Annotated in this window: 15 protein-coding genes and 1 pseudogene; 9 read left to right on the top strand and 7 right to left on the bottom strand. The window is 64.2% G+C overall.

The genetic code is table 11. The features are described 5' to 3' along the window. Positions 1-16: 16 nt before the first annotated feature. A complete protein-coding gene (locus OKW40_RS14210; protein ID WP_090801927.1) occupies positions 17-766 on the bottom strand; it encodes an RNA pyrophosphohydrolase in 750 nt (249 codons plus the stop codon). Positions 767-1,066: 300 nt separating this feature from the next. On the opposite strand from OKW40_RS14210, the pseudogene OKW40_RS14205 reads away from it, so the two are divergent. Together OKW40_RS14205 and OKW40_RS14200 are read left to right on the top strand one after the other, a co-directional pair. Continuing rightward, a pseudogene (locus tag OKW40_RS14205) lies at positions 1,067-2,804 on the top strand (proline--tRNA ligase). 12 nt (positions 2,805-2,816) lie between these two features. Beyond that, positions 2,817-3,416 (top strand): MarC family protein, encoded by a 600-nt coding sequence (locus OKW40_RS14200; protein WP_090801923.1) that lies wholly within the window; start codon positions 2,817-2,819, stop codon positions 3,414-3,416. Positions 3,417-3,514: 98 nt separating this feature from the next. Here OKW40_RS14200 and OKW40_RS14195 read toward each other — a convergent pair whose 3' ends face one another. Together OKW40_RS14195 and ffh are read right to left on the bottom strand one after the other, a co-directional pair. Beyond that, positions 3,515-4,066, bottom strand: a complete 552-nt coding sequence (locus tag OKW40_RS14195) for a hypoxanthine-guanine phosphoribosyltransferase (RefSeq protein WP_008923084.1) — start codon at positions 4,064-4,066, stop codon at positions 3,515-3,517. Between the two features lie 152 nt (positions 4,067-4,218). Continuing rightward, entirely contained in the window at positions 4,219-5,586 is a 1,368-nt protein-coding gene (ffh, locus tag OKW40_RS14190) for a signal recognition particle protein (protein WP_090801921.1), read from the bottom strand. Positions 5,587-5,667: 81 nt separating this feature from the next. On the opposite strand from ffh, the gene OKW40_RS14185 reads away from it, so the two are divergent. The 7 genes from OKW40_RS14185 to OKW40_RS14155 all read left to right on the top strand — a co-directional run bounded on the left by OKW40_RS14185 (position 5,668) and on the right by OKW40_RS14155 (position 13,971). Beyond that, entirely contained in the window at positions 5,668-6,591 is a 924-nt protein-coding gene (locus tag OKW40_RS14185; protein ID WP_090801919.1) for a cytochrome C assembly family protein, read from the top strand. Between the two features lie 8 nt (positions 6,592-6,599). Further along, positions 6,600-6,911, top strand: coding sequence for a PP0621 family protein (locus tag OKW40_RS14180; RefSeq protein ID WP_090801917.1), 312 nt, complete (start codon positions 6,600-6,602; stop codon positions 6,909-6,911). After that, positions 6,908-7,504 (top strand): 1,6-anhydro-N-acetylmuramyl-L-alanine amidase AmpD, encoded by a 597-nt coding sequence (ampD, locus tag OKW40_RS14175; protein ID WP_429490252.1) that lies wholly within the window; start codon positions 6,908-6,910, stop codon positions 7,502-7,504. The genes OKW40_RS14180 and ampD overlap by 4 nt, the downstream gene beginning before the upstream one ends. A gap of 533 nt (positions 7,505-8,037) precedes the next feature. Then, entirely contained in the window at positions 8,038-11,061 is a 3,024-nt protein-coding gene (locus OKW40_RS14170) for a ribonucleoside-diphosphate reductase subunit alpha (protein ID WP_429490250.1), read from the top strand. A 598-nt stretch (positions 11,062-11,659) separates the two neighbouring features. Further along, entirely contained in the window at positions 11,660-12,895 is a 1,236-nt protein-coding gene (locus OKW40_RS14165; protein ID WP_429490248.1) for a ribonucleotide-diphosphate reductase subunit beta, read from the top strand. 87 nt (positions 12,896-12,982) lie between these two features. Further along, a complete protein-coding gene (locus OKW40_RS14160) occupies positions 12,983-13,300 on the top strand; it encodes a hypothetical protein (protein WP_084754174.1) in 318 nt (105 codons plus the stop codon). 29 nt (positions 13,301-13,329) lie between these two features. Continuing rightward, entirely contained in the window at positions 13,330-13,971 is a 642-nt protein-coding gene (locus tag OKW40_RS14155) for a histone H1-like DNA-binding protein (protein WP_184022887.1), read from the top strand. Positions 13,972-14,195: 224 nt separating this feature from the next. Here OKW40_RS14155 and OKW40_RS14150 read toward each other — a convergent pair whose 3' ends face one another. The 4 genes from OKW40_RS14150 to OKW40_RS14135 form a co-directional block, all read right to left on the bottom strand. After that, the gene (locus OKW40_RS14150; protein WP_187617709.1) at positions 14,196-14,672 is read right to left on the bottom strand and encodes a glycine zipper 2TM domain-containing protein; all 477 of its coding nucleotides are present in this window, start codon (positions 14,670-14,672) and stop codon (positions 14,196-14,198) included. Positions 14,673-14,697: 25 nt separating this feature from the next. Beyond that, entirely contained in the window at positions 14,698-15,636 is a 939-nt protein-coding gene (locus OKW40_RS14145; protein ID WP_184050998.1) for a carbohydrate kinase family protein, read from the bottom strand. A gap of 95 nt (positions 15,637-15,731) precedes the next feature. Beyond that, complete coding sequence (gene tpx, locus OKW40_RS14140) at positions 15,732-16,232, bottom strand: thiol peroxidase (RefSeq protein WP_090801909.1); 501 nt, start codon at positions 16,230-16,232, stop codon at positions 15,732-15,734. Between the two features lie 72 nt (positions 16,233-16,304). Then, the gene (locus tag OKW40_RS14135) at positions 16,305-17,687 is read right to left on the bottom strand and encodes a zinc-ribbon and DUF3426 domain-containing protein (RefSeq protein WP_429490245.1); all 1,383 of its coding nucleotides are present in this window, start codon (positions 17,685-17,687) and stop codon (positions 16,305-16,307) included. Positions 17,688-17,693: the final 6 nt, after the last annotated feature.

Raw genomic sequence — 17,693 nt, 5'->3', positions numbered from 1 at the left:
CCGCCGCCTGGAATGGTTAATCGCGCACGCCTCGTCGTACTAACGGGGCGACGGCCTCGTCGGCTTCGGCCGTTTCGCGCTCATCCTCCGATCTCATGTTGGCATCCGGTGAGCCGGGACCGCAATCCGGCGCGACCAGCACGTGCGTCGAAGTTTCGACGCTGACCGAAGTTACGGTCGTGACGGTGGTGACCACCGTGCTTACCGTGGAATCCGGCGGGCTTTGCATCGACGACGCTATCCGGGGATAACGCGACCCATGATGCCCGCCAGGTTTTTCCGCACGCGGCGCAGGCCGGCGCATGAAACGGGACAGCTCCGTTAGCGCCAACTGATACACATCCCGCTTGAACTCGATCACACAGTCGAGCGGCACCCAATACTCGTTCCAACGCCACGCATCGAACTCAGGGTGGTCGGTGGCGCGCAAACAGATGTCGCAGTCGCGTCCTACCATCCGGAGCAAAAACCAGATTTGTTTCTGGCCGCGGTAATGACCGCGTACTTCGCGCTTGATGAACTTGTCAGGCACCTCATAACGCAACCAGTCGCGCGTGCGACCGATCACCTTGACGTGCTCAGGAAGCAGCCCGGTCTCTTCGTGTAACTCCCGATACATCGCTTGCACGGGGGTCTCACCATATTTGATGCCCCCTTGCGGAAACTGCCAGGAATGTTCACGGAGTCGTTTGCCCCAAAACACCTCGTTGTGCGCGTTCAAGAGGATGATGCCGACGTTCGGGCGAAAGCCTTCACGATCCAGCATACAACCACCTTCGAATCCTTTAAAATTGCTTTGATTATAAACAGATAACGGACCCTACGCACCGAATCGCATCAGAATGGAGCGATTCGCCGCAACAGGCCCGGGTTTGCGGTAGCCTGTCGGTTTTCCGTGCCTATCCCTTGTGAGAGAGGCTTTGCGCGGCGGTTTCGGCGCCGCACGGGGGCAGGGCGCCGCCAGTCGGGCGAACCCTTCCGGCTTCGCCGCGGATCTGTGTCGATTTCCCTCATTTTCCCCTTTTCTGGCGGTCCTACCGGAAGCCGCCGCTTTTGGACACCTTGAATGAAAGCTTCCCGTTTCTTTATCGGCACTCTCACAAGAAGCGCCCGCCGACGCCGAAATCATCAGCCACAAGCTCATGGTGCGCGCGGGCATGATCCGTCGCGTCGCGGGCGGTATCTATAACTACCTGCCGGTCGGCCTGCGTTCGATCCGCAAGGTGGAAGCGATCGTGCGTGAGGAAATGAACCGGGCGGGCGCGATCGAGCTGTTGATGCCGGCCGTGCAGCCGGCCGAACTGTGGCAGGAATCGGGGCGCTGGGAGAAGTACGGTCCCGAGCTGCTGCGCTTCAAAGACCGCAAGCAGGCCGATTTCGTGATGGGCCCGACGCACGAGGAAGTCGTCACCGACATCGCGCGCAACCAGATCAAGAGCTATCGCCAACTGCCGGTCAACTTCTATCAGATCCAGACGAAGTTCCGCGACGAGATCCGTCCGCGTTTCGGCGTGATGCGCGGCCGCGAGTTCATCATGAAAGACGCGTACTCGTTCGACAAGGACGCGCAGGGTCTGCGCGAGTCGTATCGCAAGATGTACGACGCGTACGTGCGCATCTTCACGCGCCTCGGTCTGGACTTCCGCGCGGTGGCGGCCGACAACGGCTCGATCGGCGGCAGCGGCTCGCATGAGTTCCATGTGATCGCCGACACCGGCGAAGACGACATCGCGTATTGCCCGACCTCCGATTTCGCCGCGAACGTCGAGGCGGCCGAAGCGCTACCGCTGATCGCAGAGCGCGCGGCGCCGGCAGAAGAGATGAAGAAGACCGCGACGCCCGGCAAGGCGAAGTGCGAGGCGGTTGCCGAACTGCTGAACATTCCGCTCGAACGCACGATCAAGTCGGTCGTGCTCGCCACCGAGAACGAAGGCGCCGAGCCGACGATCTGGCTGCTGATGCTGCGCGGCGATCATGATCTGAACGAGATCAAGGCGGCCAAGCTCGCGGGCCTCGGTAATTTCCGCATGGCGACCGAAGCCGAGATCGTCGAGACGTTCGGCACACCGCCGGGCTATCTCGGTCCGATCAACACGAAGAAGCCGGTCAAGGTGATCGCGGACCGCACGGTCGCGAACATGAGCGACTTCGTGGTCGGCTCGAACGACGTCGACTATCACACCACCGGCGTGAACTGGGGCCGCGACCTGCCGGAGCCGGTCGTCGCCGACATCCGCAATGTGAAGAAGGGCGATCCGTCGCCGGACGGCAGGGGCGTGCTCGACATCTGCCGCGGCATCGAAGTGGGCCACGTGTTCCAGCTCGGCACCAAGTATTCCGAAGCGATGAACGCGGCCTGTCTCGACGAAACCGGAAAGCCTCGGCCGATGGAGATGGGCTGCTACGGCATCGGCGTCACGCGGATTCTCGGCGCCGCGATCGAACAGAATTTCGACGACAAGGGCATCATCTGGCCGGAGTCGATTGCGCCGTTCGAAGTCGTGCTGTGCCCGATGGGCTATGACCGCAGCGACGCGGTGCGTGAGCAGGCCGACAAGCTGTACGCGGAACTCGTCGCGGCCGGTATCGACGTGATCCTCGACGATCGCGGCGAGCGGCCGGGCGTGATGTTCGCCGACTGGGAACTGATCGGCGTGCCGCATCGACTGGTGATCGGCGACCGTGGTCTGAAGGACGGCAAGATCGAGTATCAGGGCCGTCGCGAGGCCGAAGCGACGCTGCTGCCGGTCGCGGACGCCGCGCAGACCGTGATCGGCAAAGTGCGCGCGGCGCTGGCGAACTAAGCGGAGCGGGCGGTGGAGTACACCTTCCTGTCCGCGACGGTGCTGCTAATCCTGATCACCGATCCGCTCGGCAACATCCCGATCTTCGTCAGCTGTCTGCGCGGTGTGTCGCCGGAGCGTCGCACGGTCGTGATCCTGCGCGAGGTCGCGATCGCGTTTGCGATCCTGCTGGTGTTCATGATGCTCGGGCAGAGCTTTCTGCGCATGATGAGCCTCAGCGACCAGTCGTTGCGGATCGGCGGCGGCATCGTGCTGTTTCTGATTGCGCTGCGTATGGTGTTTCCGCATCCGGACGGTCCGTTCGGCGGCGACGCGCGCGGCGGCGAGCCACTGATCGTGCCGCTCGCGATTCCTGCGCTAGCGGGTCCGTCGGCGTTGGCGACGGTCATGCTGCTGACCTCGCAGGCGCCGGGCAAAACGGTCGAGTGGGTCGGCGCGCTGACCGTCACGATGATCATCTGTGCGATCGTGCTGATGCTCGCCGAGCGCATTCAGGCGTGGCTCGGTGAACGTGTGATGGCGGCGTTCGAGCGGCTGATGGGGCTCGTGCTCGTCGCGATTTCAGTCGAGATGATGCTCGGTGGAATCCGCTCTTTCGTGCACAAGCTGTGAAACGCGAGCCGGTGCGCGCATTGCCACTGTCGCAGCCATAAAAAAGCAGCCAGGCAGGCTGCTTTTTTTTCGCCGGTGGGGCGGGGCGGATGCCCCGCTCACGCTCCCTCGGTCAACGCCCGAATGGTCGGCAGGTTGCGCCAGTAGCCCTTCGCATCCATCCCGCAGCCGAACACGTACCGGTCCGGCACTTCGAAGCCGCAGTAATCGGGGCGCAGCGGTTTCGCCTTCGGAATGATCTTCTCGCACAGCACCGCGGACAGGAAGCGCTTCGCGCCCATCGCGAGGATGCGGTCGCGGATTGCGGCCATCGTCTCGCCTTCGTCGAGGATGTCGTCGAGCACGAGCACCACGCGATCCTTGACCGACTCGGCCGGCGCGACGCGCCATTGCATCTCGTTGCTGCCCTTCGTCGTATTGCGGTAGCGCGTCAGGTGGATGTAGTCGAACTCGAGCGGGAAATCGAGGTGCGGCAGCAGCATGCCGGTGAATACCGCGGCGCCGCCCATCACCGACAGCACGAGCGGGAAGTCCTCGCTCATCTCGTCGCGGATGGCAGCCGCCATGCGGGCGATCGACGCAGTGACGTCCGAGGCCGAAACTATCTCTTCGGAGTGTTGAAAAATATGGAGGGCTTCTTCGCGGTTCATGACGTCTGACGGACGGTAACTGTATACATAGTGTGAGTGGCAACGTCCCGAGGGACGTTCCCGCGAGGGACGGCGCAATGCGCTACAGAATAAACCCGCACGATGCCGAAGTCATCCGCACTCGGCGCGAGCGCGCGCCGGTCCCATCAAGCTTAGCGCATGCCGGGCATCATGCCCTTCATGCCGCGCATCATCTTCTGCAGGTTGCCGCCCTTGAGCTTCTTCATCATCGTGCGCATCTGTTCGTACTGGTTCAGCATGCGGTTGACTTCCTGCACCTGCACGCCCGCACCCGCGGCGATGCGGCGCTTGCGGGTCGCCTTGATCAGTTCGGGCTTGGCGCGCTCGGCCGGCGTCATCGAGTTGATGATGCCTTCCATGCGGCGCATCTGCTTCTCGGCCTGACTCATGTCGGCGCCGGCCGCGGCTTGCTGAAACTGCGCGGGCAGCTTGTCCATCAGCGACGACAGGCCGCCCATGCCCTTCATTTGCGTGAGCTGAGCGCGGAAATCGTTGAGGTCGAAGTCGCCGCCTTTCTTGACCTTGTCGGCGAGCTTCTGCGCGGCCTGCACGTCGACGCCGCGCTGCGCTTCCTCCACCAGCGCGAGAATGTCGCCCATGCCGAGAATCCGGCTCGCCATGCGGTCCGGGTGGAACACTTCGAGGCCGTCGAGTTTTTCGGCGACACCCACGAACTTGACCGGCTTGCCCGTCACGTGACGCACCGAGAGCGCCGCGCCACCGCGCGAATCACCGTCGAGCTTGGTGAGCACGACGCCGGTGAGCGGCAGCGCGTCGCTGAACGCCTTCGCGGTGTTGACCGCGTCCTGGCCGAGCATCGCGTCGACGACGAACAGCGTTTCCGCCGGCTTCAGCTCGGCGTGCAGCGCGGTGATTTCGTTCATCATCACCTCGTCGATACCGAGACGGCCGGCCGTGTCGACGAGCAGCACGTCGTGATAGTGGCGCTTGGCCCAGTCGAGCGCGGCGCGGGCAATGTCGACCGGCTTCTGGTTCAGCTCCGACGGGAAGAAGTCCGCGCCGACCTGCTCGGTCACCGTTTTCAGCTGCGCGATGGCGGCGGGACGATAGACGTCGCACGAAACGGTCAGCACCTTCTTCTTGTACTTCTCGCGCAGCAGCTTGGCGAGCTTGCCGACCGTGGTCGTTTTGCCGGCGCCCTGCAGACCCGCCATCAGGATGATCGCGGGCGGCGCGACGGCGAGATTGAGCTCGGAGGCCTTGCCTTCGTAATCGCCGCCGATCACCGCGGTCAGTTCGCGCTGCACGACGCCGACGAGCGCCTGACCCGGCGACAGGCTGGAGATCACTTCCTCGCCGAGCGCCTTCTCCTTGACCTTCGCGATGAACTCGCGCACGACGGGCAGCGCCACGTCGGCCTCGAGCAGTGCGAGACGCACCTCGCGCAGCATTTCCTGGGTGTTCGCCTCGGTGAGCCGGGCTTCGCCGCGCAGCGTCTTGACGACGCGCGCCATCCGTTGAGTCAGATTGTCGAGCATGGGGAGCGATGAACGGTGGGGCCCGCGCAGCGCGCGAAGCGCAAGACGTCGCGGAGTAGGGCCCTAGTGTAAACTTCGAATATGGATATTGTACTGTATGCCCTCACCGCGCTTCTCTATGGCGGTCTTGCCGTGGCCGGCTGGCGCTCGCACCGGCACGCGGCCGTGCGGCCGCTGCTCGAGAGCGTGCCGCCGCTGCCCGGTCATGCCGCCAACGCGGGCGCTCTGGTGGCCTCCGGCATGAGCGCGCCCGGGCGCGCGCTGCTGTTCGTCGCGCTGCTCGCTCACGGCGTGCTGCTGCATAGCACGATCTTCCCGCAGAACGCGATGGTGTTCGGCTTCGCGTTCGCGCTGTCGGCGATGTTCTGGCTCGGCGCCGGCATCTACTGGATCGAGAGTTTCTTTTTCCCGCTCGACGGACTGCGCCTGCTGGTATTGCCACTCGCGTGCGTCGCGTCGCTGCTGCCGCTCGCGTTCGGCGGCGTGCGCGTGCTGCCGTATGCGGCCGCGCCGATGTTCAAGCTGCACTTCCTGATTGCGAATATCGCATACGGTCTGTTCGCGATCGCGGCGCTGCACGCGGTGCTGATGCTGGCGGTCGAGCGGCGTCTGCATTCGATGCGCGGTGGTCTCGCGCAAAGGCACGCGGCGGCGGACAATGGCTGGTGGTCGAGTTGGCTCGACGCGCTGCCGCCGCTGCTCACGCTCGAGAAGCTGCTGTTCCGTCTGATCGGCGCCGGCTTCGTGCTGCTCACGCTGACGCTGCTGTCGGGCATCCTGTTCAGCGAGCAGCTGATCGACCGCGCGTTGCGGCTCGATCACAAGACCGTGTTCGCGATTCTTTCGTGGGTGATGTTCGGCGCGCTGCTGACCGCGCGCAAGGTGTCCGGCTGGCGCGGCCGTGCGGCATTGCGCTGGGTGCTGGCCTCGTTCGTCGCGCTGTTGCTCGCGTACGTCGGCAGCCGTTTTGTTTTCGAGGTGCTGTTGCACCGGCCCGTGGTGTGAGTGTCCCCATGCGACAAATCTTTTTGCTGATTCTGCTGTTCATCGTCGGTCAATGGCTCGTGAAGGCGCTGCGCCGCCACGACGCGCAGTCCGCGCAACGCACCGGTGCCGGCGGTGCCAACGCTGCCGGCACCGCGAATGGCGGCGCGCGTTCTTCGAATGGGCAACAGCCGCAGCTTGCCGAGCCGATGATCCGCTGCGTCGAGTGCGGCGTGCACGCACCGAAGAGCGACTCGGTCAGCGTCGCGGGGCAGGCGTTCTGCTGCGCCGCGCACGCGCAGCGCCACGGCGCGCGTCCGAGCGGCCGCGACGCCCGATGAGCGGCGCGTACACCGTCGATGCCGACGGTTGGGTTCCTGCCGCACGCAAGCTTGCCTCGCCAAACTTCGAAGCGCGGCCGCAAGGCGCGCTGCCGACGCTGATCGTCGTTCACAACATCAGCCTGCCGCCGAACCAGTTCGGCGGCACCGCGATTGCCGAGCTGTTCCAGAACGCGCTCGACTGCGACACTCACCCGTACTACGACACGCATCTGCGCGGCGTGCGCGTGTCCGCGCATTTCGTGATTCATCGCGATGGCGCACTCGAGCAGTTCGTGTCGTGCAACGAGCGCGCGTGGCACGCGGGGCCGTCGAATTTTTTCGGCCGCGAGCGCTGCAATGATTTCTCGATCGGCATCGAGCTCGAAGGCAGCGACACCATGGCCTTCGAAGCGGCGCAATACCGCACGCTCGCCGCGCTCGTCAGAGCACTGAAGGCACGCTATCCGATCGACGCGCTTGCCGGCCACTCCGACATCGCACCCGGTCGCAAGAGCGATCCCGGTCCGTATTTCGAGTGGCCGCGACTGCAGCGCGACACGTTGCTCGACGGGCGGTATTTCCCCTATCTCAAGTTTTCCGAAACGCGGTAACCCCTTCGCACGATCTTGCGTGATCCACGGAGAACGAGGCGCAGCCTGCTTCTCCGGGGAGCTTCTGCGCGCCGCGTGAAGCAAAAGTCAAGACTGCGAGCGCAAATAAAACCTTTTGACCTGTCTCGAAACTCCACTATACTTGGTGCCAACAACTGAGTTTCGCACTATATCTTGTGTTGTGCTGTGAATAACCATGTGCATAACCGAGTGAATAGGAGTGGATAAGTCTGCGGCGTCCCGCTCCCCGAGCATGGCGCCGCAAGCATTCCAGACAGCGAAAAAAATTCCTGGGGCGCAGCCGGTAGGGGATCTCCGGCCGCATCCAGAAGCATTCAGGAAAGGACCAGCCAGTGATCGCGACCGACCCGATGAAGACCGTCATCAAATCGAATCAGGCTTCCTCGAAGTTGCATCCCGCCAACCGGCGTAGCCGGCCTTCCTGCACCTCATCGCACGCTCACGCGGCGGCGCGGCGTTCGATTTAATCCGCGGCACTCGCCGCAATATTTCCAAGACCAGGAGCTTTGCACATGCAAACCACCGACAACGTGACGACCCGTTACGAGGGCTCACCGACTGGCCAGGCCTTCGGCCAGACCCAAGGCGCGCAGGCACTCGCGGCGCAAGCGAATTACGCCGACTACAAGGTGATCCGCCGCAACGGCAGCGTGGTGTCGTTCGAGCCGTCGAAAATCGCGATCGCCGTGACGAAGGCGTTCCTCGCCGTCAACGGTGGTCAGGGCGCGGCGTCGGCACGGGTGCGCGAACTGGTCGAGCAACTCACGCAGAACGTGGTGCGCGCGCTGGTGCGCAGCCGTCCGAATGGCGGCACGTTCCATATCGAAGACATTCAGGATCAGGTCGAACTCGCGCTGATGCGCGGCGGCGAACACAACGTCGCGCGTGCTTACGTGCTGTATCGCGAGAAGCGCAACCAGGCGCGCGCGCATGACGCTCATGAAGGTCAGACAGCGGAAGGCGCCAGCACCCCGGGCCTGAACGTGACCGACAACGGCATCACGCGTGCGCTGGACATGGCTGCGCTGCGCGGCATCATCGAATCCGCGTGCGCGAACCTCGGCGACGCCGTTAGCGCCGAGCCGATCGTCGCGGAAACGGTGAAGAACCTGTACGACGGCGTGCCGATGAGCCAGGTGTACGACTCGGCGATCCTCGCTGCCCGTACGATGATCGAAAAGGACCCGGCCTACAGCCAGGTCACCGCGCGCATCCTGCTGCATACGATCCGCCGCGAGATTCTCGAAGAGGAAGTCACGCAAGCCGAGATGGGCGAGCGCTACGCCGAGTACTTCCCGCAGTTCATCAAGCGCGGCGTGCAAGCCGAGCTGCTCGACGACAAGCTGCTGCAGTTCGACCTGAAGCGCCTCGGGGCCGCGCTCGACGCGAACCGCGACCTGCAGTTCGGCTACCTCGGTCTGCAGACGCTGTACGACCGCTACTTCCTGCATCACGACAACGTGCGTATCGAAATGCCCCAGGCATTCTTTATGCGTGTCGCGATGGGTCTGTCGCTGAACGAGATCGACCGCGAAGCGCGCGCGATCGAGTTCTACAACGTGCTGTCGAGCTTCGACTTCATGAGTTCGACGCCGACGCTGTTCAACTCCGGCACGCGCCGCTCGCAGCTGTCGTCTTGCTACCTGACCACGGTCGATGACGACCTCGACGGCATCTACGAAGCGCTGAAGGAAAACGCGCTGCTGTCGAAGTTCGCCGGCGGCCTCGGCAACGACTGGACGCGTGTGCGCGCGCTCGGCTCGCACATCAAGGGCACCAACGGCAAGTCGCAGGGCGTGGTGCCGTTCCTGAAGGTCGTCAACGACACGGCGGTCGCCGTGAACCAGGGCGGCAAGCGCAAGGGCGCGGTGTGCGCGTACCTCGAATCGTGGCACCTCGACATCGAGGAATTCCTCGAGCTGCGCAAGAACACCGGCGACGACCGTCGTCGCACGCACGACATGAACACCGCGAACTGGATTCCCGACCTGTTCATGAAGCGCGTGATGGAAGGCGGCGACTGGACGCTGTTCTCGCCGTCCACCTGCCCGGACCTGCACGACAAGTTCGGCGCCGAGTTCGAAACGGCTTACACGGCTTACGAAGACAAGGTCGCGCGCGGCGAGATCAAGCTGTTCAAGAAGATCCCGGCGGCGCAGCTGTGGCGCAAGATGCTGGGCATGCTCTTCGAAACCGGCCATCCGTGGATCACGTTCAAGGATCCGTGCAACGTGCGCTCGCCGCAGCAGCACGTCGGCGTCGTCCACTCGTCGAACCTGTGCACCGAAATCACGCTGAACACGAGCGACGCCGAAATCGCCGTCTGCAACCTCGGCTCGGTGAACCTCGTCGCGCACCTGAAGGAGCAGGCCGACGGCACGCTCGCGCTCGACCACGACAAGCTGAAGCGCACGGTCAGCGTCGCGATGCGCATGCTCGACAACGTGATCGACATCAACTACTACGCGGTCGCCAAGGCGCGCAACTCGAACCTCAAGCACCGTCCGGTCGGCCTCGGCATCATGGGCTTCCAGGACTGCCTGCACGTGCTGCGCACGCCGTACGCGTCGCAGGAAGCGGTCGAGTTCGCCGATCGCTCGATGGAAGCGGTTTGCTACTACGCGTACTACGCGTCGACCGAGCTTGCCGAACAGCGCGGCCGCTACTCGAGCTACCGCGGTTCGCTGTGGGATCGCGGCATCCTCCCGCAGGATTCGGTGGCGCTGCTCGCCGAGGCGCGCGGCGGTTATGTCGAGGTCGATTCGAGCGAGTCGATGGACTGGCCCGCGCTGCGCTCGCGCATCTCGACCTACGGCATGCGCAACTCGAACTGCGTGGCGATCGCGCCGACCGCGACGATCTCGAACATCATCGGCGTGTCGGCGTGCATCGAGCCGACCTATCAGAACCTGTACGTGAAGTCGAACCTGTCGGGCGAGTTCACGGTGGTCAACGACTACCTGGTGCGCGACCTGAAGGCGCGCGGCCTGTGGGACGAAGTGATGGTCGCCGACCTGAAGTACTTCGACGGCACGCTGTCGCGCATCGACCGCATCCCGGCCGACCTGCGCGCGATCTACGCGACCGCGTTCGAAGTCGATCCGGTGTGGCTCGTCGAGTCGGCTTCGCGTCGTCAGAAGTGGATCGACCAGGCGCAGTCGCTGAACATCTACATGGCGGGCGCATCGGGCAAGAAGCTCGACGAGATCTACAAGCTCGCATGGCTGCGCGGACTGAAGACCACCTACTACCTGCGCACGATGGCGGCGACGCACGTCGAGAAGTCGACGGTCGCGCACGGCGCGCTGAACGCGGTGAGCTCGGGTCATGACGGCTCGGGTGGCGCGGGCGGCGCGGCAGGCGGCTTCGGCGTGGGCGGCGGCGCGGCGGGTGGTGTGGGCGGCGGCTTGCAGGCTGCTGCAGCGGTCGCAGCGACTGCCGCGGTCGCGCTCGACGCGGCACCCGAAGCGGATGGTCCGGTCTGCATGATGCGTCCGGGCGATCCTGGCTTCGACGAGTGCGAGGCTTGCCAGTAAAGATTGGCAAGCAGCGGGAGCGATGCTTGCTAACTGCACGCGAGGGTCGTAGGTGGTGATCCGCAGGCGGTCAGCGACGCGCCCCGTCGATGAAGTAGAAAGCAGGTCGACGAGCGGTGAGCAGTATCGAAGTCTCACCGCTCGTCGATGCAATGAAGCAACCCAGCCGTTGGCAACACCAGACGATCGCACGACATGGCATCGCACCTCGACCGCCAACGCTGACGCAACACGCTCGACACGGCTCACCGCCGACTCTCGCGATGCGCGGCTCGTGCGGCATCGATCAATCCATCGATCAGTCCATCGATCAGTCGGCGGATGCCGTGAACGCACTGCGCAATGCATATAGATAGAGCAACGAAACGTCGTGTCGAAACGTTGCTCTTCGAGTTCGCGAAGGACCTCGGCAACACATGTTCAACACGCGTTCATCACGCGTCACTCGATGCGTCACTGGATGGGTCACACGCAGCATGTCGAACAAAGTGTTGTATGAACGTAGCAACGCGAATCGAAAACAGGAATTTTCGCGAGTGAACTCTTTTATCGCTCGTGAAAAGATGGTACAAACCGTTCTAAATTGATGGTGACATTTATGCTCAACTGGGATGACGAGATCACTGCCGTAACTCCCTCGAGCGCGACGCAACCGAACGTGTTGCGCAACGCTGCGGGGTCGGCTGTTGATTCGCAAATCGGAACGCGTTCCGCTCCGCATGCTCCCTCCGCTCAAGAAGTCTTCGCGAACGACGTCGCTGTCGCTCCCGTCGCTCATATTGGCAACGCGGTTGCCAACGCGGCGGCCGCTTCCGAAGCGCGCGTCAATGTCGCCGACAAGCGCATCATCAACGGCCAGACTGACGTCAATCAGTTGGTGCCGTTCAAGTACAAGTGGGCTTGGGAAAAGTATCTGGCGGGTTGCGCCAACCACTGGATGCCGCAGGAAGTGAACATGTCGCGCGACATCGCCCTGTGGAAAGACCCGAACGGGCTGACCGAAGACGAGCGCCGCGTCGTCAAGCGCAACCTCGGCTTCTTCGTGACGGCAGATTCCCTCGCCGCCAACAACATCGTGCTGGGCACCTACCGCCACATCACGGCGCCCGAATGCCGCCAGTTCCTGCTGCGCCAGGCGTTCGAAGAGGCGATCCACACGCACGCTTACCAGTACATCGTCGAGTCGCTCGGTCTGGACGAGGGCGAAATCTTCAACGCGTATCACGAGGTCCCGTCGATCCGCGCGAAAGACGAATTCCTGATTCCGTACATCCACGTGCTGACCGACCCGGCCTTCAAGACCGGTACGCTCGAAGCAGACCAGACGCTGCTGCGCTCGCTGATCGTGTTCGCCTGTGTGATGGAAGGCCTGTTCTTCTACGTCGGCTTTACGCAAATCCTGGCGCTCGGCCGCCAGAACAAGATGACCGGCGCGGCAGAGCAGTACCAGTACATCCTGCGTGACGAGTCGATGCACTGCAACTTCGGCATCGACCTGATCAACCAGATCAAACTCGAAAACCCGCACCTGTGGACGACCGAATTCCGCGCCGAAATTCGCGCGATCTTCCAGCAGGCGGTCGAGCTCGAATACCGCTACGCCGAAGATACGATGCCGCGCGGCGTGCTCGGCCTCAACGCGTCGATGTTCAAGAGCTATCTGCGCTTCATCTGCAACCGCCGTTGCCAGCAGATCGGTCTCGATCCACTGTACCCGAACGAGGAAAACCCGTTCCCGTGGATGAGCGAGATGATCGACCTGAAGAAGGAACGCAATTTCTTCGAGACGCGAGTGATCGAATATCAGACTGGCGGTGCGCTTTCCTGGGAGTAAGCCGGGATTCGTATCGCGGATGTATTCATTGATGGGGATGCCGCCGCCTGTGGCCGCGGCGCCCCGGGTTAGGAGCAGAACGGCCTGATGCAAAGCGTGCCCGGTGCCTTGACGGCCCACAAACATGACAGGCACTTTGCGGACCCTTCAGTGGGATGGGCAAACTTCCCCCCGGAAAAAGCCGCTGGCGTCGTTGCCGGCGGCCCGATCAAGCAATTGCCGGCGTCGCCTTGCGACGCCGACCAGATTTGGCGCGCGGTGCCTTCGGGCACGGCGCGCCTTACCGCATTCATTAGCGTAAGCGCGCCGCACCTGCGTACGCCGATGAATAGCCCGCTTCGTAGCGCGCGCCCTGAGAAGCGTCCGCGGGAAGCGGGTTTTGACGAAGGGTGTAGTTTGAACTGACCTCATCTGAAAACCTAAAGGAGAAAATGATGGCAACTGCAAAGAAGGCCGCGGCCAAGAAGCCCGCAGCAAAGAAGACCGCAGCAAAGAAGGCTGCTCCGGCTAAGAAGGCTGCTCCGGCCAAGAAGGTCGCCGCGAAGAAGGTCGCAGTGAAGAAGGTCGCTGCGAAGAAGGTTGCAGCGAAGAAGGTTGCAGCGAAGAAGGTCGCGGCGAAGAAGGCAGCACCGGCGAAGAAAGCCGCAGTGAAGAAGGTCGCGGCGAAGAAGGTTGCAGCCAAGAAGGTCGCGGCGAAGAAGGCAGCACCGGCGAAGAAAGCCGCGGTGAAGAAGGTCGCAGCGAAGAAGGTCGCAGCGAAGAAGGCAGCACCGGCGAAGAAGGCCGCAGCGAAGAAGGCAGCACCGGCGAAGAAGGTCGCGGCGAAGAAGGCCGCTGCCAAGAAGGCGGCGCCTGCCAAAAAGGCTGCAGCCAAGAAAGCTGCACCTGCCAAGAAGGCTGCCGCGAAGAAGGCCGCTGCGCCTGCGAAGAAGGCTGCCCCTGCGAAGAAGGCTGTCGCCAAGAAGGCCGCGCCTGCTCCCGCTGCGCCTGCTGTCTCGAGCGCACCGGCGGCGACGGTGAAGACCGCGCTGAACCCGGCAGCGGCATGGCCGTTCCCGACGGGCAGCCGTCCGTAAGCAGTAGCAGTGAGTCGACACATCGTACGATGTGCCGGATGACCGGGTCGTGCTCGATTTCTTGCGGGCGCCACCCGGTCAATGACCCGTTACCGGTGTGTCGGTGGCGGGTTTTTTTGCCCGTCGTCCCCGAAAAGAAAAAACACGCATGGACCCGTGAGGACCCATGCGTGTGAAGTCGTCGTCGCGGCGCTGAACTACGCGCCGCCGCGCGGGAGGTGCGCTTAGTGTGTGACGCGCGTGACGCCGCCGCTCGACAGCAGCCTCACGCGATCGCCGGCGCGGAAGATTTCGCCGGTAGCAGTTTGGGTGACGGCGCGCATGTCGCCGTTGTCGAGGCGCACGGTGATTTCGATACCGTCACGCATGGCGACGCGGTTTTCGATTGCATTGCCGGCGACCGCACCGCCGATGCCGCCGACGATACCCGTCGCGACCGAGCCACGTCCGCCGCCGATCGTGCTGCCGGCGAGCGCGCCGAGCGCCGCGCCACCGAGTGCGCCGATGCCGATCGGCTGACCGTCGTTCGTGCTGATCCGCACCGCGCGCACGCTCTCCACCGTGGCCATGCGAACCGTCTGTTCACGCTGCGCCTGCGAGGCGGTGAAAACGTCGGGAGAGCTGCTGTTGACCGCACACCCCGACATGGCCAGCGAACCGGCGAACAAGGTGACGACGATCAGGCGACTCGATGTTCTCATTCCCAAACTCCCATAGCACGCGATATCAGTGCAGGTCGTATCCGAAGGCCTGCTTGAACCGCTCGTTGATTTCCGCCCGACTGGGCGCGTAGTTTTGCGGGCCTTGATGCTCGATCTTTAGTGCGCCCATCAGGCTGGCGAGACGGCCGGTCGTGGCCCACCCGAGACCCTTCTCGATACCGTAGAGCAAGCCGCCGCGAAACGCGTCGCCGCAGCCGGTGGGATCGAGCACCTGCCTGGCCGTGACCGCCGGAATCTCTTCGATACCGCCGCCGTGATGGATCTGCGCACCCTTCTCGCCGAGCGTGATGATCAGCGCGTCGACCTTGCCGGCGATCTGTTCGATCGACCAGCCGGTCTTGTTGCTCACCAGCGCGGCTTCGTAATCGTTGACCGCTACATAAGTAGCAAGTTCAATGATGCGCCGCAGCGTCTCGCCGTCGAACAGCGGCAAGCCCTGGCCCGGATCGAAGATGAACGGCACGCCTGCGGCGGCAAGCTGTTCGGAGTGCTGGACCATGCCGTCATAGCCGTCCGGCGCGACGATGCCGAGCGTCAGGCCCGCCACTTCGTCGGCGCGGTTCTGATGCGACTGCATCATCGCGCCCGGATGGAAAGCGGTGATCTGGTTGTTCTCGAGGTCGGTCGTGATCATCGCCTGCGCCGAGTAGGTGTCGGGCACGACGAGCACGTTTTCCGTCGACAGGCCGAGCTGCGCGAGCCGGTCCAGATAGAGCCGTGCGTCGACGGCGCCGATCGCGCCCATGATGCGTGCGTCGCCGCCGAGCAGATTCAGCGCATAGGCGATGTTGCCCGCGCAGCCGCCGAACTCGCGACGCATGGTCGGCACGAGAAAGCTTACGTTCAGGATGTGGACCTGCTCCGGCAGGATGTGCTCCCGAAAGCGGCCTTCGAAGGTCATGATGTTGTCGTACGCGAGCGAGCCGCAGATGAGCGTAGCCAAGGCGAGCGTTCCTGTATGAAAGCGGTGGGAAGAGACGCGCCGCGCCGACGGCGCCGCGCGCGAGGCGCGGCGCCGTGGTTCGCGCGCGAGAGGGCTTACTTCAGCGCGGCGAGCGCTGCGTCGTAGTTCGGCTCGTTCTTGATCTCGCCGACCAGCTCGGCGTGCACGACCTTGTCGTTTTCGTCGAGCACGACGACCGCGCGCGCGGTCAGGCCGGTCAGCGGACCGCTCGTCACGTCGACGCCGTACGCTTGCGCGAACTCATGGCCGCGGAACGTCGACGCGGTCACCACGTTCTCGATGCCCTCGGTCGTGCAGAAGCGCGACGCCGCGAACGGCAGGTCGCCCGACACGACGATGACGGCCGTGTTGCTGAGCTTCGCGGCGGCTTCGTTGAACTTGCGCGTCGACGTCGCGCAGGTCGGCGTGTCGAGACTCGGGACGATGTTGAGCACCTTGCGCTTGCCGGCGAAGTCGGCGAGCGTCAGCGGCTTCAGGTCTCGGCCGATCAGCGAGAATGCGGCGGCCTGCTGGCCGACCGACGGGAACGTGCCGCTTACTTCGATCGGGTTGCCACCCAGCGTGACTTGACTCATGTGTTGTGCTCCGAAAAGGGCGTCAGTGATGACAATGATGCGCCCGCTCGGGAGCGGGCGCGCGAGGGTGCGTTACGGATAAAAAATCTGTACGCGAAAATTGGAGGCAATCGCGCTGCCGGTGTCGAGGTGCACGATCATCGTCTGCGTCGCGTGCGCGGGCAGGCCGGACGCGATCACGGTGCCGGGCGGCACGTAATCCTGCGGCCACAGCACGCGCCGCACGGCGACGTTGTTCTGATCGTCGAGCAGCGTGAGTTCGATCGCGGGGTAGGCGAGCGCGATGTTCAGGCGGTTGTGCAGCGGCATCTTCAACTCGAGCTTGTGCGGGCCGTCGATCTGCCGCAGATCGGAGGGCTCGACCAGCAGGCCTTCGATATCGTGCGGCGGCGTCAGCTGACAGCCGAGACGCGCGCAGGCCTGCGCGTACAGGATCTGCGAGCGCGGCAGGTTCACCATCACGGTCTCGCGTTGCCACCACGCGAGTTGCGCGAGCAGCGCAATGACGAGCAGTGCGGCGAGCACCACACCGGCGACGATCCAGCCGACGCGTCCGGCGTCCACCGGGCGGGTTTCGCGCACGACCGGGAACGGATCGTCGCCATCGCTGACGGGCGGATTGACCGAGAATGGCTCGCCGCTCGATGGGGCGAGCGACGGACCGGCCGGCGGGCGCGGGCCGCCGGGACCGCCGGCGCCCGAAGCACCTGCGGCAGCCATGCCTGCGGCGGCGCCGAAGCCGCCCACGCCCCCACCGACCGGGCCGAAGTGCGGCTCGTTGTCGGGCATGCCATGCAGACTTGCTGGTTCGCGCAGCGCCGGTTCATCGAGCGTGGACGGCTCCGGGCGTTCGATCTTGTGCCAGACGCGCGGCGCTTCGTCTTCGACTCGCGGTGGGGAAGCAGGCGCGGTGGGCGGGACAACAGGTGGTTCATCGACCGCGTTGTCGGCGGGATAGGCGAAGGGTTCGAGCGGCGCATCGGCCAGCGTCGGCTCATCGTCCGCGGGTAGCGGTGCCGTGAAAGCGCCGGCGCGCAATTCCGGTTCGGTCACCTGGCGAGGAGTGCCCGATGTGACGGGTGCGTGCTCGTTGCCGCCAGGCGGCAGCGGCGCGAGCGGCACGCTGCTCGCGTGGTCGCGCAAACGGGCATCGAGCGTGCTGCGGGAAATGCTGGTGGAGTCTTGTTCCGAAGCCGGCGCCCATGGGTCCCACGCGACCCCGCTGAAGTCCGGGTTGGGTTGCCGCACACCCGACAGCGCTTCGATTGCCGCCGCGGCGGCAACCGGTTTGGCCGTGGAAAAATCGCCGCCTTCGGAGACGTCGAACAGACTGCTCGACGCGTCGAAGACTTCCTGGCAATGCCCGCACCGCACGAGGCCGCGGCGCTGCGCAAGCTGCGCCGGTTGCAGAAGGAAGACAGTTTCGCAGAAGGGGCAACGCGTCGCCAGGTGCATATCGAG

The organism is Paraburkholderia sp. RAU6.4a (assembly GCF_050435625.1).
GTDB classification, from domain to species: Bacteria; Pseudomonadota; Gammaproteobacteria; order Burkholderiales; family Burkholderiaceae; genus Paraburkholderia; species Paraburkholderia tuberum.
This window is presented reverse-complemented; position numbering and strand designations above follow the sequence as displayed.

Coding starts and splice junctions, on each gene's coding strand:
- ffh (WP_090801921.1), bottom strand. CDS start 5,586: ATGCTCGACAATCTGACTCAACGGATGGCGCGCGTCGTCAAGACGCTG.
- OKW40_RS14155 (WP_184022887.1), top strand. CDS start 13,330: ATGGCAACTGCAAAGAAGGCCGCGGCCAAGAAGCCCGCAGCAAAGAAG.
- OKW40_RS14185 (WP_090801919.1), top strand. CDS start 5,668: ATGGATATTGTACTGTATGCCCTCACCGCGCTTCTCTATGGCGGTCTT.
- ampD (WP_429490252.1), top strand. CDS start 6,908: ATGAGCGGCGCGTACACCGTCGATGCCGACGGTTGGGTTCCTGCCGCA.
- OKW40_RS14160 (WP_084754174.1), top strand. CDS start 12,983: ATGCAAAGCGTGCCCGGTGCCTTGACGGCCCACAAACATGACAGGCAC.
- tpx (WP_090801909.1), bottom strand. CDS start 16,232: ATGAGTCAAGTCACGCTGGGTGGCAACCCGATCGAAGTAAGCGGCACG.
- OKW40_RS14150 (WP_187617709.1), bottom strand. CDS start 14,672: ATGAGAACATCGAGTCGCCTGATCGTCGTCACCTTGTTCGCCGGTTCG.
- OKW40_RS14165 (WP_429490248.1), top strand. CDS start 11,660: ATGCTCAACTGGGATGACGAGATCACTGCCGTAACTCCCTCGAGCGCG.
- OKW40_RS14135 (WP_429490245.1), bottom strand. CDS start 17,687: ATGCACCTGGCGACGCGTTGCCCCTTCTGCGAAACTGTCTTCCTTCTG.
- OKW40_RS14170 (WP_429490250.1), top strand. CDS start 8,038: ATGCAAACCACCGACAACGTGACGACCCGTTACGAGGGCTCACCGACT.
- OKW40_RS14180 (WP_090801917.1), top strand. CDS start 6,600: ATGCGACAAATCTTTTTGCTGATTCTGCTGTTCATCGTCGGTCAATGG.
- OKW40_RS14210 (WP_090801927.1), bottom strand. CDS start 766: ATGCTGGATCGTGAAGGCTTTCGCCCGAACGTCGGCATCATCCTCTTG.
- OKW40_RS14195 (WP_008923084.1), bottom strand. CDS start 4,066: ATGAACCGCGAAGAAGCCCTCCATATTTTTCAACACTCCGAAGAGATA.